General features: G+C 72.4%; 10 protein-coding genes and 1 pseudogene. 9 read left to right on the top strand and 2 right to left on the bottom strand.

The window, feature by feature from the left end; translation table 11 throughout:
* Positions 1-31: 31 nt before the first annotated feature.
* The 3 genes from ACIBJB_RS10685 (at position 32) to ACIBJB_RS10675 (ending at position 4126) form a co-directional block, all read left to right on the top strand.
* Complete coding sequence (locus ACIBJB_RS10685) at positions 32-145, top strand: SapB/AmfS family lanthipeptide (RefSeq protein WP_057612996.1); 114 nt, start codon at positions 32-34, stop codon at positions 143-145.
* 88 nt (positions 146-233) lie between these two features.
* On the top strand, positions 234-1955 hold the full coding sequence (locus ACIBJB_RS10680; RefSeq protein ID WP_398928794.1) for an ABC transporter ATP-binding protein: 1722 nt from the start codon (positions 234-236) through the stop codon (positions 1953-1955).
* The gene (locus tag ACIBJB_RS10675) at positions 1952-4126 is read left to right on the top strand and encodes an ATP-binding cassette domain-containing protein (protein ID WP_398928791.1); all 2175 of its coding nucleotides are present in this window, start codon (positions 1952-1954) and stop codon (positions 4124-4126) included. The genes ACIBJB_RS10680 and ACIBJB_RS10675 overlap by 4 nt, the downstream gene beginning before the upstream one ends.
* On the opposite strand, the pseudogene ACIBJB_RS10670 reads toward ACIBJB_RS10675, so the two are convergent.
* Positions 4049-4333: pseudogene (locus tag ACIBJB_RS10670) on the bottom strand (LuxR C-terminal-related transcriptional regulator); the annotation flags it as partial. The gene ACIBJB_RS10675 and the pseudogene ACIBJB_RS10670 overlap by 78 nt on opposite strands.
* A gap of 579 nt (positions 4334-4912) precedes the next feature.
* Between ACIBJB_RS10670 and ACIBJB_RS10665 the strand changes: the two are divergent.
* Positions 4913-7060 (top strand): SpoIIE family protein phosphatase, encoded by a 2148-nt coding sequence (locus tag ACIBJB_RS10665; protein ID WP_398928789.1) that lies wholly within the window; start codon positions 4913-4915, stop codon positions 7058-7060.
* Between the two features lie 209 nt (positions 7061-7269).
* Here ACIBJB_RS10665 and ACIBJB_RS10660 read toward each other — a convergent pair whose 3' ends face one another.
* On the bottom strand, positions 7270-8697 hold the full coding sequence (locus ACIBJB_RS10660) for a S1 family peptidase (RefSeq protein WP_398928787.1): 1428 nt from the start codon (positions 8695-8697) through the stop codon (positions 7270-7272).
* A 190-nt stretch (positions 8698-8887) separates the two neighbouring features.
* Between ACIBJB_RS10660 and ACIBJB_RS10655 the strand changes: the two genes are divergently transcribed.
* The 5 genes from ACIBJB_RS10655 (at position 8888) to ACIBJB_RS10635 (ending at position 15965) form a co-directional block, all read left to right on the top strand.
* Positions 8888-9301 carry a PaaI family thioesterase gene (locus ACIBJB_RS10655; protein WP_398928785.1) on the top strand — a complete coding sequence of 138 codons (414 nt, stop codon included), beginning with the start codon at positions 8888-8890 and terminating at the stop codon, positions 9299-9301.
* Positions 9302-9750: 449 nt separating this feature from the next.
* Complete coding sequence (locus ACIBJB_RS10650; RefSeq protein WP_398928782.1) at positions 9751-9966, top strand: type A2 lantipeptide; 216 nt, start codon at positions 9751-9753, stop codon at positions 9964-9966.
* A gap of 158 nt (positions 9967-10124) precedes the next feature.
* On the top strand, positions 10125-10931 hold the full coding sequence (locus ACIBJB_RS10645; RefSeq protein WP_398928780.1) for an HlyD family efflux transporter periplasmic adaptor subunit: 807 nt from the start codon (positions 10125-10127) through the stop codon (positions 10929-10931).
* Positions 10928-13150, top strand: coding sequence for an NHLP family bacteriocin export ABC transporter peptidase/permease/ATPase subunit (locus ACIBJB_RS10640; RefSeq protein WP_398928777.1), 2223 nt, complete (start codon positions 10928-10930; stop codon positions 13148-13150). The genes ACIBJB_RS10645 and ACIBJB_RS10640 overlap by 4 nt, the downstream gene beginning before the upstream one ends.
* 1 nt (position 13151) lies before the next feature.
* Positions 13152-15965 (top strand): NHLP bacteriocin export ABC transporter permease/ATPase subunit, encoded by a 2814-nt coding sequence (locus ACIBJB_RS10635; protein ID WP_398928773.1) that lies wholly within the window; start codon positions 13152-13154, stop codon positions 15963-15965.
* Positions 15966-16095: the final 130 nt, after the last annotated feature.

Below are 16095 nucleotides of genomic sequence, written 5' to 3'. Positions count from 1 at the left end.
GGGTGGACGACACCGAGGAAAGGAAACCGAGATGGCACTTCTCGACCTGCAGACGATGGAGTCCGACGAGCACACCGGCGGCGGCAACAGCACGCTGAGCCTGCTGTCCTGCGTCAGCGCGGCGAGCGTCACGCTCTGTCTCTGACAGGCATCGTGCGCCCATGACTCCGGGCGGTCCACTCCCGCGAGGGAGGGGCCGCCCGGGGTTCCGCACATCTGCGGAAGGCCGCCGTATGACGACTCGCCCCGCGCCGCCCACCACACCCGGCCTCCTGGGTCCGGCCCCCGGGCGCTGTCTGCTCCTGTGCCTGGTGAGCACGGCCGCGACCGGTGCCGGACTGCTGCTGCCGGCCGCCCTCGGCCGCACCCTGGACCAGCTGCTCGCGCAGGCACCGGCGACCCGCTGGGTGCTGTACTGCGCCGCACTGGTCCTGCTCATCGCCCTGCTCGACGCGGCGGAGACCGTTCTCGGCGGCACCGTCGACGCCCGCACCACCGCCTGGCTGCGCCGCCGTCTCACCGGACACGTCCTGGCCGTCGGCCCGCGCGCCACCGCCCGCTTCGGGCCCGGCGACCTCGTCGCCCGCCTCGTCGGCAACGCCGCGCAGGCCGGCACGGCACCGACGGCCCGCGCGGCACTGCTCGCCGCGCTCGCCGGACCGGTCGGCGCCGTGGTGGTCCTCGGCCTCGTCTCCCCCTGGCTCGCGGCCGTGTACCTGGCCGGAGCGCCCCTCCTCGCCCTGTTGCTGCGCGCCTTCGCCCGTGACACCCGGGAATGCGTGGCGCGCTACCAGGAGGTGCAGGGCCGGATCGCGCAGGCGCTCTCGGAGGCCGTCGGCGGCCACCGCACCATCCGGGCCGCGGGCACGGAGGACCGGGAGACGGCCCGCATCCTGCGCCCGCTGCCCGAGCTGTCCGAGGCCGGTCACCGCATGTGGCGGGTGCAGGGCCGGGCCTCCGGCCAGTCCGTCGCCGTGGCCCCGCTGCTCCAGCTCGGTGTCATCGCCGTGGCCGGAGTGCTGCTCGCCCGGCACCGGGTCTCGGTGGGCGAGGTCCTCGCCGCCTCCCGGTACGCGGTCCTCGCCACCGGGGTCGGCGTCCTGGTGGGACAACTCGCCGGCCTGGCCAGGGCCCGGGCGGCGGCCGGACGTCTCGACGAGGTCCTCGCCGAACCCCCCGTCGGACACGGCGAACGCCGACTGCCGCCCGGCCCTGGGCGGCTGGAACTGCGCGGCGTCACCGCCCTGCGCGGCACACGTGCCGTGCTCGACGGGGTCGACCTCGTCGTACCGGGCGGCACGACGCTCGCGGTGGTGGGTCGGTCGGGGGCGGGCAAGTCCCTGCTCGCCGCGGTCGCCGGGCGGCTCGCCGACCCGGACGCCGGGGAGGTCCTGCTCGACGGGGTGCCGCTGCGCGAGCTCACCCATGACGCACTGCGCCGTGCGATCGGGTACGCCTTCGAACGCCCCGCTCTGCTCGGCGGCACCATCGAGGAGGAGATCGGCCTCGCCCTCGGGTCCCCCTCCCCCGCCCGGGTCCGGGAGGCCGCCCGCACGGCCCACGCGGACGACTTCGTGCGCCGGCTGCCCGACGGTTACGACACCCTCGTCGCCGACGCCCCCCGCTCCGGCGGGGAGTCCCAACGGCTCGGTCTCGCCCGGGCGTTCGCGCACGGCGGCCGCCTGCTCATCCTCGACGACGCCCTCTCCAGCCTCGACACGGTGACGGAGGCCCGCATCGCCGAGGCCCTGGTGAACGGCGGGTCCTGCGGCACCCGCCTGCTCGTCGCCCACCGCACCGCCACGGCTGCCCGCGCGGACGCGGTGGCCTGGCTGGACGGGGGGCGGGTGCGGGCGGTGGGGCCGCACGAGGAGCTGTGGCGCCTGGCGGAGTATCGGGCGGTGTTCGGGGGCGGGTCGGAGGGGGCGGGCAGCTGGGACGGGGGGCCGTCATGAGCCAGGGCACCGTGACCGACGGGATATACGCGCGCGGCCTCCGGTTCCTGCGGGCCCGGTGGCGGGTTCTCGTGCGGCTCGGCGGGTGGTCGGTGCTGGAGACCGGGCAGACCTTCCTCACCGGGTACGCGCCCGCCCGTGCCCTGGACGAGGGGTTTCTGGCCGGGCGGCCCGGCGTCGGACTGGCGTGGCTCGGGGTGGCCGGGATCGGGGTGCTCGTGGGCGCCTGGGGGACCGTACGGGTGTACGCCGCCGTCGCCGCGCTGGTCGAGCCGCTCCGGGACGTCCTGGTCGGGCGGGTGGTGGAGCGCGGGGTGCGGGAGGCGGACGCGGGGGCGCTGTCCGGGCTGACCCAGCAGGTGGAGATCGCGCGGGACACGTTCGCCGGGCTGGTGATGGTGTCGCGTTCGTTCGTGTTCACGGCCGTCGGCGCGGTGGTCGGACTGGCTTCGCTCGACCCGCTGCTCCTGCTGGTCGTGGTGCCGCCGCTCGCCGCGGGACTGGGCCTGTTCGCGGCAACGCTGCGTCCGCTGGCCCGCCGCCAGGAGGAGTTCCTCGTCGCCGACGAGGCGCTGGCCGACGGTCTCGGCAGGGTCTGCCCGGGGCTGCGGGACATCACGGCGGCCGGTGCGGAGGACCGGGTCGCCGCCGACATGGACCGAGTTGTCGACACCGAGCAGCGGGCCGCGTACTCCCTCGCCCGCTGGTCCGTCCTGCGCGTGATCTCCCTCGCCCTCGGCGGCCAGCTCCCGATCGTCCTCCTGCTCGCCTGCGCACCCTGGCTCCTGGCCCGGGGCGTCACCACGGGCGCCCTGGTCGGCGCCCTCGCCTACGTCACCCAGTCCCTGCTCCCCGCCCTGCGCAACCTGGTCCACGGGCTGGGAACGAGCGGCTCCCGGCTGGTGGTGGTCCTGCGACGCCTGGTCCGGGAGCCCGCCGCCGAACCGGGCACCGAGGAGTCGGTCGTGCAGACGGCAACACACGACGCGCACCCACTGCCCATCCGCACCTGCGCCACCGGCCCGGGCGACGGGAGGCACCCCCTGGCCCACGACCTCGCCGTCACCGCAGGCGCTACGGCGGAGTCGGACGCGCGCGGCGCCGAGACCGACGACGGCCTCGCCGACGCGAGGCCCGCCGGTCGGGACGCCGAGCCGGGCCGCCGCCTCGCCCCGCACACCCGGGCTCGGGCGGCGGACCACGCGTGCGACACCGGCCCCACCGAGGCCGCCGCCGCACACACCCCCGACTCCGCCACCAGCCCCACCAAAGACCGCGTCCCCACCTGCGCCCCCGCCCTCTCCCTCGCCTCCGTCTCCTTCGCCTACGGCCCCTCCGCCACCCCCGTCGTCGACCGGCTCGACCTCGACCTCCCACCGGGCGCCCACCTGGCCGTCGTAGGCCCCAGCGGGATCGGGAAGTCCACGCTCACGGCCCTGATCGCGGGGCTCCTGCACCCCACCGGCGGCAGGATCCTGCTCTGCGGGCACCCCGTCCCCTCCCCCGACGCGGCCGCGCTGCGCGTGCTCATTCCGCAGGAGGCGTACGTCCACACCGGCACCCTCGCCGAGAACCTCGGGCACCTGCGGCCGGACCCGGTGCCCGAGCCGGAGCTCCTCGCGGCGGCCGAGGCGGTCGGACTCACCCCGGTGCTCGAAGCCCTCGGCGGATCTGGGGCGACCGTCGACCCGGCCGTCCTCTCCGCCGGTGAGCGGCAGCTCGTCGCGCTGACCCGGGCCTATCTGTCGTACGCCCCCCTCGTCCTGCTCGACGAGGCCACCTGCCACCTCGACCCGCAGGCCGAGGAACGCGCCGAGCGGGCCTTCGCGAGCCGGCCGGGCACCACGCTGGTCGTCGTCGCCCACCGGATCAGCTCCGCCCGCCGCGCCGGGCGCGTCCTGCTGATGGACGGCCCGCGCACGGCGTACGGCACCCACGAGGAGTTGGTGCGCGACTCGCCGGCGTACCGCGAACTCGTGGGTGGCTGGGCGGCCGTGGTCCCGAAGCGGTCACAGCCAGCCCTGTCCCTGGGAGATCCGGATCGCGTCGATGCGGTTACGGGCCCCGGTCTTGCGGGTGATCGCGGCCATGTAGTTGCGCACGGTCCCGTGGGACAGGCACAGGCTTCCCGCGATCTCCGCGATGGAGGCCCCCTCGGCCGCGAGGGATAACACGCTCAGCTCCCGTCCGGTCAGCGGCATCTCGGCGGCCTGGAGGAAGCCGAAGCCCAGCGAGTCGTCGACGAAACGTTTCCCTTCGGCGACCCTCCGGATCCCGCGCGCAAGCCGCTCCGGTGCCGCCCCCTCCTTGTCGACGTACCCGAGCGCCCCCGCCTCCACGGCACGCTTCAGCAGCCCCGGCCGATGGCCGCTGGCCATCACGAGAAGGCGCGGCGGACTCCGGTCGGGCTCACGCAGCGACAACTCGCCCAGTGGCGGGATGCCGTACGCGTCGGAGCAGTCGAGGTCGGCCGCGCAGACGTCGGGACGTACGGCCCGCAACCGGCCGGGCGCGGTGTGCCACGGGGTGTCGAACACCCCGAGGTCCGGTTCCCGGCGCAGCCACTCCGCCAGGGCCGATCTCACCAGACACGCGTCGTGCACCAGAAGCACCCGGATCACCGTTCGTCCCCCTCGACTCACTGCACTTGTTTCCGTGGCATGAACGCGTGCCCCATTGTTCGGGTCCTGGACCGCCCTCGGGCGCGAAGAACTGGCCATCAGGGTGCGCGGGGGCGCACAGAGGGCGCCCGTGTGCCGTCGCGCGCTTCCGTTGAGGGGGCATGGCCCGGGGCCGAGGGGGTACGCGGTCGCCCTCGCCGTCGCGCGGGCACCCGTGTGCCCGCGCAGGGGAACGCTCGCCGTGCGGGACCTGCCGTGAGGGAGGAGATTTGATCCCTGGGGGCCCGGCACGCGACAGCGGCCCGCGCCCCTTGCGGGACGCGCCCGTGCGAGGAGGTGGTCGGCGTGTCCGACGGGCACAGGTCCGCCCAGGCGCCGGCGAGCGCACGGACCCGGGTGGGACGTCCACTGCTCTCCCTCGCGCTGGCGTCGATGATGGACGAGGTGCACGCCCACTCCGGCGCGGTGTATCTCCTGGCCGCCGACGAACCCGTGCTGGAGATGGCGGTGATGGCGGGCCTGCCGCGGGCGTTCGCGGCGCCCTGGGAGCGGGTGGGGCTGAGCGCGCCGATCCCGGTCGCGGAGGCGGTACGGGAGCGGCGGCTGGTGTGGGTCGGCGGCGAGCACGAGATGGCGCGCCGCTATCCGCGGATCGCCGTGGTGCTGCCGTATCCCTTCGCCCTGGCCGCGGTGCCGGTGGCAACCTCGTCCAAGGTGTACGGCGCCGTCTTCGTGACCTGGCCCGGTTCGCACCCGCCGGACCTGTCCGACCGGGAACGGGAGCATCTGATCGCGGCCTGCGGGCGGCTCGCGGTGCGGCTGGAGCGGGCGGTGGAGGACAACCTGTCGCCGCACGCCGAACCGGATCTGCTGGGCGCGGCCCAGGTCGGAAGCGCGGCCGGGACGCTGGGCACGGTGGAGGCGGCGCGGATGGTGGCGAGGCTGCCGTACGGACTGTGTTCGCTCGATCTGCACGGGCGGATCTCCTTCGCCAACGCCGCGGCGGCCGAGCTGATCGGTGTCCCGGTCTCCCAGTTGCTGGGCTCGCAGCTGTGGGCGGCGGTGCCCTGGCTCAACGACCCGGTCTACGAGGACCGTTACCGGGCCGCGCTGCTCAGCCAGCACAGCACGTCGTTCGTGGCGCTGCGGCCGCCCGGGGACTGGCTGTCGTTCCGGCTGTACCCGAGCACGACCGGGCTGAGCGTCCGGGTCAGCCGGGCCCGGGCGGTGACGGAGATGAACCGGTCCGGTCCGCAGCCCGGCGATTCGCCGCCCCGACTGGTCACGATCTCGCAGCTGCTGAGCCTGGCCGGGGCGCTGACCGAGGCGGTGGGCGTGCAGGACGTGGTGCAGCTGGTGGCGGACGAGATCGCCCCGGCGGTGGGGAGCCAGGCACTGGTCGTGCTCGGTTCACGGGCGGGGCGGCTGCGCGTGCTGGGGCATCGCGGATATCCGGACGCGCACGTCGTGGAGCGGTTCGACGGGCTGCCGCTGTCGGAACCGACGCCGGGTACGCATGCCCTGACCACCGGGGTGCCGGCGTTCTTCGACTCCCCGGAGCAGTTGGAGCGCCTGTATCCGAGGCGGCACGCCACCCCCGACGGATTCGAGGCCTGGGCCTATCTGCCGCTGATCGCCTCCGGGCGCCCGGTGGGCACCTGTGTGCTCGCCTACACCGAACGGCACCCCTTCCCGGCCGACGAGCGGGCGGTGCTGACGAGTCTCGGCGGGCTGATCGCGCAGGCCCTGGAACGGGCCGTCCTGTACGACGCCAAGCACCAGTTGGCGCACGGCCTGCAAGCGGCCCTGCTGCCGCACAGCCTGCCTTCGCTGCCCGGCATCGACGCCGCGGCCCGCTATCTGCCGGCCACGCAGGGCATGGACATCGGGGGCGACTTCTACGACCTGGTGCCGGTGGACGGCCTGGCGGCGGCGGTGATCGGGGACGTGCAGGGACACAACGTGACGGCGGCCGGGCTGATGGGGCAGATCCGGACGGCGGTACGGGCGTACACGACCGTCGGCCAGACACCGGCGGAGGTCATGCGCTCGACGAACCGGCTGCTGATCGACCTCGGTGCCGAGCTGTTCGCCAGCTGTCTGTATCTGCGGCTCGATCCGCGGCGGGGACGGGCCGTCATGGCGCGGGCCGGGCATCCGCCCCCGCTGCTCCGGCGGCCGGACGGCCGGGTGCGGGTGCTGGACCTGGCCGGGGGCCCGCTGCTGGGCATCGACGGCTCGGCCGTCTACCCGACGACGGAGGTGGACCTCGCGTCCGGTTCCGTCCTCGCCCTCTACACCGACGGCCTGATCGAGTCCCCCGGTGTCGACATCGAGGACGCGCTCGCCGACCTGCGACGGCAACTCGCCGAGGCCGGTGACCGTCCGCTCGACGAGCTGGCCGACGAACTCGTCCGGCGCAGCGCGGCCGCCCGGGAGCGGATCGACGACGTGGCGTTGCTGTTGCTGCGGGCCCGGGACTGACACGGGCTACGGGCGGAGAGTCGACGGCCCGCCCGGTGGAAACACGCCGGTCCGGCCCTCCCGCCGGAGGGCCGGACCGTTGCACCTCCCGGGCCGGAACCGCGGTGTGGCCGGGAGGTGGTCGTGCGGGCCGGCGTCGGCAGCGGAGGGTGGGGGGGCGGGCCGCTGCCGACGCGGCCGGTTCAAGGTGCGGTGCCGGACAGAGGGGGTCAGTTGTGCGTCTGGCCCGCGGCATCGCCCGCGGCATCGCCCGCGCCGTTGCCGGTCTCCTGGCCGTTTCCGGCCTCTTCGCCGCCGATCACGTCACCGCCGGCCTGCTCGCCGCCGACTTCCTGGCCGGCGCCGGCCTCCTCACCGGGGCTCGCGCTCGCGTCGCCACCGGCTCCGGCCTCCTCGCCCGCACCGGCCCCGGCGTCGCCACCGGCGCCCGCCTCGTCACCGGCACCGGCACCGGCACCGGCCTCCTCGCCGCCGGCCTGGTCGTCGCCCGCGCCCGCGCCGCCGGCCGCGTCACCCGCGCCGAGCGTGGCGCCGACCGCCTGCAGGGCGGTGGTCACCGGCTGGAAGAAGGTCTCGCCGCCGACGGTGCAGTCACCGCTGCCGCCGGAGGTCAGACCGATCGCCGAGCCGTCCTGGGTGAACAGCGAACCGCCGCTGTCGCCGGGTTCGGCGCAGACGTCGGTCTGGATGAGCCCGGTGACGGTGCCCTCCGGGTAGTTGACGGTGGCGTCGAGTCCGAGGACCTGGCCGTCGGCGAGGCCCGTGGTGGAGCCCATCCGGAAGACCTGGGCGCCGACCTCGGCGTCCGCGGCCTGGCTGATCGCGACGGTCTGGCCGCCGCCGACGTTGACCTCGCTGGGCGCCACGGTCGCCGGGTCGTCGTACTTGACCAGGGCGAAGTCGCCGTCCCCGGGGAAGGTGGCCTGGTCGACGGTGGCGATCGGCTGGCCGTCCTGGGTGTCCGACCACTGTTCGGCCGCGACCCCGCAGTGACCCGCTGTCAGGAAGGCGGGACTGCCGTCGCCCGCGGTGACGTTGAAGCCGAGCGAGCAGCGGGCGCCGCCGCCGAAGATCGCGTCACCGCCGGACACGAAGGTCTTGAAGGTGCCGGCCGACTTCTTGATGGTCGCCATGTCGGAGCCGAGGCTCTTCACGGTCGACTCGATGGTGTTCCACTTGTCGCCGGTGACCGTGCTGTCGGCGGTCACGAGAATCTTGTTGGTGCGCGGGTCGACCGCCCAGGACGTGCCCGGGATGGTCGCCTCCTCCTTGAGGGTCTTCGCGCCGGCTGCCAGTTCGGTGAGGCTGTTGTCGACCTCGCGGACCTTCGCACCGGCCTTCTCCGCCTGCACGACGACGTTGTTGTTGTCGCCGGGTATGACGTTCACGACGAGCTGCTGGCTGTCGGAGTCGTAGTAGGACCCGGCGAAGGCGTCGCCCAGCATCTTCTCGAGCTGCGAGGCGAGGTCCGAGGCGTCCGTCGCCTTCAGCGTCTTCGGCGCGATGGCCGCCGCGTCGTTCGACGAGCCGTCCTGGGACGCGTTGGCGTTGGGCAGCAGAATCGCGGCAGCTCCGAGCGCCACCACGGTGCCTGCCGCGAACGCGGCCTTGCGCTTCGGAATTCGCTTGTGACTCAAACTTCTCGACCTCCTGGGGGACCGGAGTCTGTAACCGCCATAGGGCAGTTGGTTGTTCGGGGCGCCTGGATGGCCATGGGTACGCACGGTGCACGCGGGGCGTTCAATGCCGATTCTTTACGCCCCGATTGCCACGCCGATTCGGCCACGGGCCGTGCCGGTCGGGCCGCGGGTGGGAACAATCCCCCATATGACGATGACGCCCGCCGAAGCCGACAAGGTCCTCGCCGACAACTTCGCCCCTTGGGTCCTCGACCTCGGCCTGTCGGTCGAGACGCTCGGCGACGACCATGCGGTCCTGCGACTTCCCTGGTCACAGCGGTTGGCGCGGGAGGGCGGCGGGTTGTCGGGCCAGGCCCTGATGGCCGCCGCGGACACCGCCACCGTGATCGCCGTCTCGGCGGCCAGAGGCGCCTACGGACCGATGACGACGGTGCAGCAGTCCACCAGCTTCCAGCGGGCGGTGTCCGGTTCGGATGTCCTGATCAAGGCGGTCGTCACCAAGCTGGGCCGCCGCATGGCCTTCGCCGACATCACGATGACCGACTCGGCGACGGGTGACCTCGCGGCCCGCGCGACCACGGTCTACGCACTTCTGGGCTGACACGCTCAGCAAACGGTCGGCGACGGTCCGTTGTGAACAGCGCCCCGAATCCTCTCTCCAACGAATCTGCACATCGAATGCGCAACCACGGCACCCGGAGCGGAAGTTCTGCACAAGCGCGGACCGGCACCCATGTCATTGGCGAGGAGTGTCGCATTCGCCATGACGACGGCAAGGGCCCCTTCACGCCGCCGCAACATCACCTGTGAAGAAGTCGGCACCAAGGCGTGCGCAAGCCTGCACGGATGAAGGCTTCTGTGACTCAAGTTCCCTGGTGAGACGGGTGGTTAATTGGAAGGGCGGAGCCGCCGCGTGCTTTGATCCATCGCACTGCAAGGCCGTCGGGGTTTCCGGAAACGGGATCCGGCGCCATGCGATGCGGCCGTCATCTGTCCCCAGAGGGGGCCGCTCCCCCCTTGTGAAATACCCATACGAAGGGAAGTTCCATCATGAACTCCACCCCCCAGGTTGAGACCGTCGAGATCTCGGACGCCGACCTCGACAACGTCTCCGGCGGCCTGCAGCTGAACGCCCTCAGCACCGTCACCGGCCTGGTGGACGGCGTTGCCCCGGTTTCCGGCCTGGTCAACACGGTCGTCGGCACGGTCGAGGGTGTGACCGGCCTGAACACCGCCCCGGTCTCCGGCCTGGTCTCCGGTCTCTGATCACCTTCTTTGTGATCTGATCACTATTTTGTGGTCGACCCGTCCCGGAGCCGCAAACCGGCGGTTCCGGGACTCTTGGGTGCCGTAATGCGGCCGGCTCACGCGAGCCGGTCCTTTCTCATTGGCAGCATTCAGCTTTCGCAGGTGAGGGAAGTCCCGTGCAGTTCCGCCAACAGGCCCTCGCCAAGCTCCAGTCACCGGAGGAGCTCGACCTTCCGGTGCGCTTCGCCCGTCCGCAGGGCTGGCTGGTGATGTCCGTGACGGTGGTCGTGATGGCCGTCGCCTCCGTGTGGGCGGTGACCGGCTCGGTGGCCTCCACGGTGAGCGCGCCCGCCATCCTCACGCACGGGCAGGGCAGTTACATCCTGCAGAGCCCGGTCGCGGGCCAGGTCACCCAGGTGATCGCCAAGGAGGGTACCCAGCTGCCCGCCAACTCCCCCGTACTGAAGGTCCGTACCGCCGACGGCGACTCCGTCGTCCGCACGGTCGCCGCGGGCCGGCTCACCGCACTGGCGGCCACCATCGGGCAGATCATCTCGACCGGCGCGAACGTCGCCGCCGTGGAGAAGGTCGCCCACGCCTCCGATCCGATGTACGCCACGGTCTACGTGCCCGCCGAGAACGCTGCCTCCATTCCCGAGGACGCCGCCGTGGACCTCACCGTCTCCTCGGTGCCCACCCAGGAGTACGGCGTGCTGCGCGGCCATGTGAAGTCGGTGGACCGCTCGGCCCAGTCGGCGCAGCAGATCGCCGCGTTCCTCGGGGACAGCCAGCTCGGCGAGCAGTTCACCAAGGACGGCCGGCCGGTCGCCGTACTCGTGAGGCTGGACAAGTCCAAGGCCACGAAGAGCGGTTACCGGTGGTCCTCCGCCGAGGGGCCGCCGTTCGCCCTCACCTCCATGACCGTGGCCTCGGGTTCGATCCGGCTGGCCGATCAGCGTCCCGTCGATTGGCTGCTGCCGTGAGCACCGCACAGGACACCCGGAGCAGGCGCCGCTCCGCCCCGCCCAGACGCCCGGTCCCCAAGGGGAAGGCGAAGACGGTCCGTACGCCCACCGTCCTCCAGATGGAGGCCGTGGAATGCGGCGCGGCCTCCCTCGCGATGGTGCTCGGCCACTACGGCAAGCACGTCCCGCTGGAGGAGCTGCGGATCGCCTGCGGTGTCTCCCGGGACGGCTCACGCGCCAGCAACCTCCTGAAGGCGGCCCGCAGTTACGGCCTGACGGCCAAGGGCATGCAGATGGACACGGCCGCACTCGCCGAGGTGAAGACGCCGGCGGTGCTGTTCTGGGAGTTCAACCACTACGTCGTCTACGACGGCATGGGCCGCCGCTTCGGCCGCCGTGGTGTCTACATCAACGACCCCGGCAAGGGCCGACGTTTCGTCCCGATGGAGGACTTCGACGGCAGCTTCACCGGCGTCGTGCTGGTGATGGAGCCCGGCGAGGGCTTCACCCGGGGCGGCCGCAAGCCGGGGGTCCTCGGCGCGATGCCGGCCCGGCTGCGCGGCACCGCGGGCACCATGCCGACGGCGGTGCTGGCGAGCCTGCTGCTGGTGCTGGTCGGCGCGGCCACCCCCGCGCTGAGCCGCACCTACATCGACATGTTCCTGATCGGCGGGCAGACCTCGCTGCTCGGCGTGCTGTTCGCGTCGATGGGCGCCTGCGTGGCCCTCACTCTCGCCCTGACCTGGCTCCAGCAGGCGAACCTGCTGCACGGCCGCATCATCTCCTCGACGCTGTCCAGCGCCCGCTTCCTGCGCCATCTGCTGCGCCTTCCGGTGACGTTCTTCTCGCAGCGCAGCCCGGCCGACCTGGTGCAGCGCCTGCAGTCCAACGACCAGGTGGCCGAGACCCTGGCCCGTGACCTCGCGGCGGCGGGCGTCGACGCCGTGGTCGTCGTCCTCTACGCGATCCTGCTCTACACCTACGACCCCCAGCTCACCTACGTCGGCATCGGAGTGGCCCTGCTGAACGTGGTGGCCATGCGGGTCGTCATCCGGCTGCGCGCAACCCGGACGGCGAAGCTGCGCGCCGACAGCGCCCGGCTCACCAACACCGCCTACACCGGGCTGCAGTTGATCGAGACGATGAAGGCGACCGGCGGCGAGGACGGCTACTTCCGCAAGTGGGCCGGGCAGCACGCCACCACCCTCGAGGAGCAGCAGCGGCTCGGGGTGCCCAGCGCCTGGCTGGGCGTGGTCGCCCCGATGCTGGCCACCTTCAACAGCGCGCTCATCCTGTGGATCGGCGGCATGCGGGCCATCGAGGGCGGTATCTCCGTCGGCCTGCTGGTCGCCTTCCAGGCCCTGGTCACCCGCTTCACCGCGCCGATCACCCGCCTGAACGGCGTGGCCGGCCGCATCCAGGACTTCGCGGCCGACGTGGCCCGGCTCAAGGACGTGGAGAACTTCAAGGCCGACCCGCTCTACGGCCGCCCCGGCGCCGGCGACTCGACCCGCAGGCTGCACGGCCATGTCGAGCTGCAGAACATCACCTTCGGCTACAACCCGCTCGACAAGCCCCTGCTGACCGGCTTCGACCTGACCGTCGGCCCGGGCCAGCAGGTGGCGCTGGTCGGCGGCTCCGGCAGCGGCAAGTCGACCGTCTCCCGGCTGATCTCGGGGCTGTACGCGCCCTGGGAGGGCGTGATCCGCATCGACGGACAACGCCTGGACGACATCCCGCGTGGCGCGCTCGCGTCCTCGGTGTCCTTCGTTGACCAGGACGTCTTCCTCTTCGAGGGCTCGGTCCGCGACAACGTGGCGCTGTGGGACCCGTCGATCCCGGACGAGGCCGTGGTGGACGCGCTGCGGGACGCGGCCCTGTACGACGTGGTCATGCGGCGGCCCGGCGGCATCCACAGCAAGGTCGAACAGGACGGCCGCAACTTCTCCGGCGGGCAGCGCCAACGCCTGGAGATCGCGCGGGCGTTGGTACGCAGGCCCAGCATCCTGGTCCTCGACGAGGTGACCAGCGCGCTGGACGCGGAGACCGAGCTGGTCGTCATGGACAACCTGCGCAAGCGCGGCTGCGCCTGTGTGGTCATCGCGCACCGGCTCAGCACCGTGCGCGACAGCGACGAGATCGTCGTACTGCAGCACGGCACGATCGTGGAACGCGGGCGGCACGAGGAGCTGGTGGCGCGCGGTGGCGCGTACGCGGCGCTGGTCAAGGAACGGTGAGATGACTACCGCACACGAAGGCGATGTGGTCCTGGGCGCTCTCGGGCAGATGGGCACGCGGGTCGACTGCGCCGGTTTCAGCCGTATCGACCTCGAAGGGCCGCAGGTGCTCTGGCTGGTCGTGTCGGGCGCGGTGGACCTGTTCGCGGTCGACGCCGGGCAGCAGGGCCACTGGCACCACCTGGGCCGTCTGGAGCCGGGCGCGCTGCTGCTCGGGCCGGTGGCGGGACCGCAGCACACCCTGGTGGCTCGGCCCCTCAGGGACTGCGTGCTGCACCGCATCGGCCTGCGCGAACTGTACGAGCCGGCGAACACCCAGACGTGGTCGTACGACGAGTACGGCAACCCCCAGTACGTGCCCCCGACGACGAGCCCGCTGGAGTACGCCCTCGCCCTCGGGGTGGGCCGGAGCCTGTCCATCCTCTTCCAGGCGCCGATGGCCGACGAGCGGGCCGCCGCCCCGACCGACGACGACGTGTTCTGGATGCAGGTGCCGCCGGGCAGCGTGCAGTACGGCTCGCTCTACGGCGCCGAGGCGGCCGCCGACCTGCTGATGGACCCGGCGGTCTGGCAGTCCATGGTCGACCAGCAGTACCGGCTGCTGACCACGCTTGACCGCTGGATCGAGCAGCTGGAGCGCACCCACGAGACCCGGACGGCCGCCGGTATCAAGGCGGGTGAGGCCGTGCGCGCCCAGGCCGACCGGACCTTGCTGGCGTCCATCGGCAAGTCGAAGCAGCGCACGACGACGGCCGACGCCGACGCGAGTTACGCGGCCTGCAAGCTGGTCGCCGACGCGGCCGGGATCCCGCTCGCCGAGAACGCGCACAGCGGCACCGAGAGCGACCGTCTCGACCCGGTCGAGCGGATCGCCCTCGCCTCCCGCGTCCGGATCAGGTCGGTGCGCCTGGACGGCAGTTGGTGGCGCGACAACGTCGGCCCGCTGGTGGGCCACCGGGCGCTGTCGGGTGCGCCGGTCGCGCTGCTGTGGCGGCGCGGCGGCTATGTGGCCGTGCATCCGGCGACGGGCCGCGAGACGCCGATCGAGAAGGACAACGCGGAGGAGTTCGAGCCGCGCGCGGTGATGTTCTACCGCCCGCTGCCCGACCGGAAGCTCAGCCCGCTCGGGCTGCTGCGGTTCAGCATGCGCGGCACCGGCGGCGATGTCACGAACCTGCTGCTCAGTGGTCTGGTGACGGTGGCGATCGGCGCGCTGGTCCCGATCGCGACCGGCAAGGTGCTCGGCGAGTTCGTGCCGAAGGCGCAGACCGCTCTGATCGTGCAGGTGTGTCTGGCCGTGATGGTCAGCGGGGTGGTGACGGCGGCCTTCATGCTGCTGCAGAACCTCACCATGCTCCGTCTGGAGGGCCGTATCGAGGCGACCCTGCAACCGGCCGTGTGGGACCGGCTGCTGAGGCTGCCGACGAAGTTCTTCACCGAGCGCTCGACCGGCGAACTGGCCAGCCAGGCCATGGGCATCAGCTCAATCCGCCGGATGATGGCGGGCATCGGCCCCACCGTCGCCCAGTCGGTGACCATCGGCGCGATGAACCTGGGCCTGCTGTTCTGGTACAGCGTCCCGATGGCGATGGCGGCGATCGGCATGCTCGTCGTCATCGCCGCCGGCTTCCTCGGCCTCGGGCTGTGGCAGGTGCGCTGGCAGCGGCGACTGGTCGTGCTCGGCAACAAGCTGAACAACCAGGCCTTCCAGACCCTGCGCGGTCTGCCCAAGCTGAGGGTGGCGGCCGCGGAGAACTACGCGTACGCGGCCTGGGCCTCGGAGTTCGCCCGCAGCCGCGAGCTCCAGCAGAAGGTCGGCCGGATCAAGAACCTCACCTCGGTGATGGGCTCGGTCTATCTCCCGCTGTGCACGCTGCTGATGTTCATGCTGCTCGCGGGCCCGGCGCGCGGCTCGATGTCGGCGGCGGAGTTCCTCACCTTCAACACCTCGGTGACGATGCTGCTGACCGCGGTCACCCAGCTCACCGGCGCCTTCGTCTCGGCGGTGGCCGCGCTGCCGCTGTTCGAGGAGATCAAGCCGGTCCTGGAGGCGCAGCCGGAGGTGCGCACGGCGAGCACCAGGCCGGGCCCGCTGACCGGGGCGATGGAGGCCCGCAGGCTCTCCTTCCGGTACTCCGAGGACGGTCCCCTGGTCCTGGACGACGTGTCCTTCGAGATCCGGCCGGGTGAGTTCGTGGCGATCGTCGGCCCGAGCGGCTGCGGCAAGTCGACCCTGCTGCGGCTGCTGATCGGCTTCGACCGCCCGGTCTCCGGAAGTGTCCTCTACGACGGCCAGGACCTGGCCGCCCTCGACCAGTCGGCGGTGCGCCGGCAGTGCGGTGTCGTCCTCCAGCACGCCCAGCCCTTCACCGGCTCCATCCTGGACGTCATCTGCGGCACCGAGCCGTACACGCCCGAGGAGGCGATGGCGGCGGCCGCGATGGCGGGGCTCGCGGAGGACATCCAGCGGATGCCGATGGGGCTGCACACCATCGTCTCGGGCAGCGGGGCGATCTCCGGCGGCCAGCGCCAGCGGCTCATGATCGCCCAGGCGCTGATCCGTCGGCCGCGCATCCTCTTCTTCGACGAGGCGACCAGCGCCCTGGACAACGACACCCAGCGCACGGTCATCGAGTCCACCAAGGCCCTCAACGCCACCCGGATCGTCATCGCCCACCGCCTGTCCACGGTGCTGGACGCCGACCGGGTGATCGTGATGGAGAACGGCAAGGTCGCCCAGGAGGGGCCGCCCGCTCAGCTCCTCGCGGACACGGGCGGTCGGCTGCACGAGCTGGTGCGGCGGCAGATGGCGTAGCGGCGCTCGGGTCGCCGCCCCCCCCCTCAGCGAAACGTTGCCGTTTCGCTCGGCATGGTCTAGCCTCGACGTGTACGAAACGGTTTCGTTTATGAGCCGGTCGGGCACAGCCAACTTTCCCTGGAGTTGT

It is taken from the genome of Streptomyces sp. NPDC050759 (assembly GCF_044456945.1).
GTDB lineage: Bacteria > Actinomycetota > Actinomycetes > Streptomycetales > Streptomycetaceae > Streptomyces.
Note: the sequence above shows the minus strand (reverse complement) of the source record. Positions and strands in the feature narration are given on the sequence as shown.

Coding starts and splice junctions, on each gene's coding strand:
- ACIBJB_RS10685 (WP_057612996.1), top strand. CDS start 32: ATGGCACTTCTCGACCTGCAGACGATGGAGTCCGACGAGCACACCGGC.
- ACIBJB_RS10680 (WP_398928794.1), top strand. CDS start 234: ATGACGACTCGCCCCGCGCCGCCCACCACACCCGGCCTCCTGGGTCCG.
- ACIBJB_RS10675 (WP_398928791.1), top strand. CDS start 1,952: ATGAGCCAGGGCACCGTGACCGACGGGATATACGCGCGCGGCCTCCGG.
- ACIBJB_RS10655 (WP_398928785.1), top strand. CDS start 8,888: ATGACGATGACGCCCGCCGAAGCCGACAAGGTCCTCGCCGACAACTTC.
- ACIBJB_RS10650 (WP_398928782.1), top strand. CDS start 9,751: ATGAACTCCACCCCCCAGGTTGAGACCGTCGAGATCTCGGACGCCGAC.
- ACIBJB_RS10635 (WP_398928773.1), top strand. CDS start 13,152: ATGACTACCGCACACGAAGGCGATGTGGTCCTGGGCGCTCTCGGGCAG.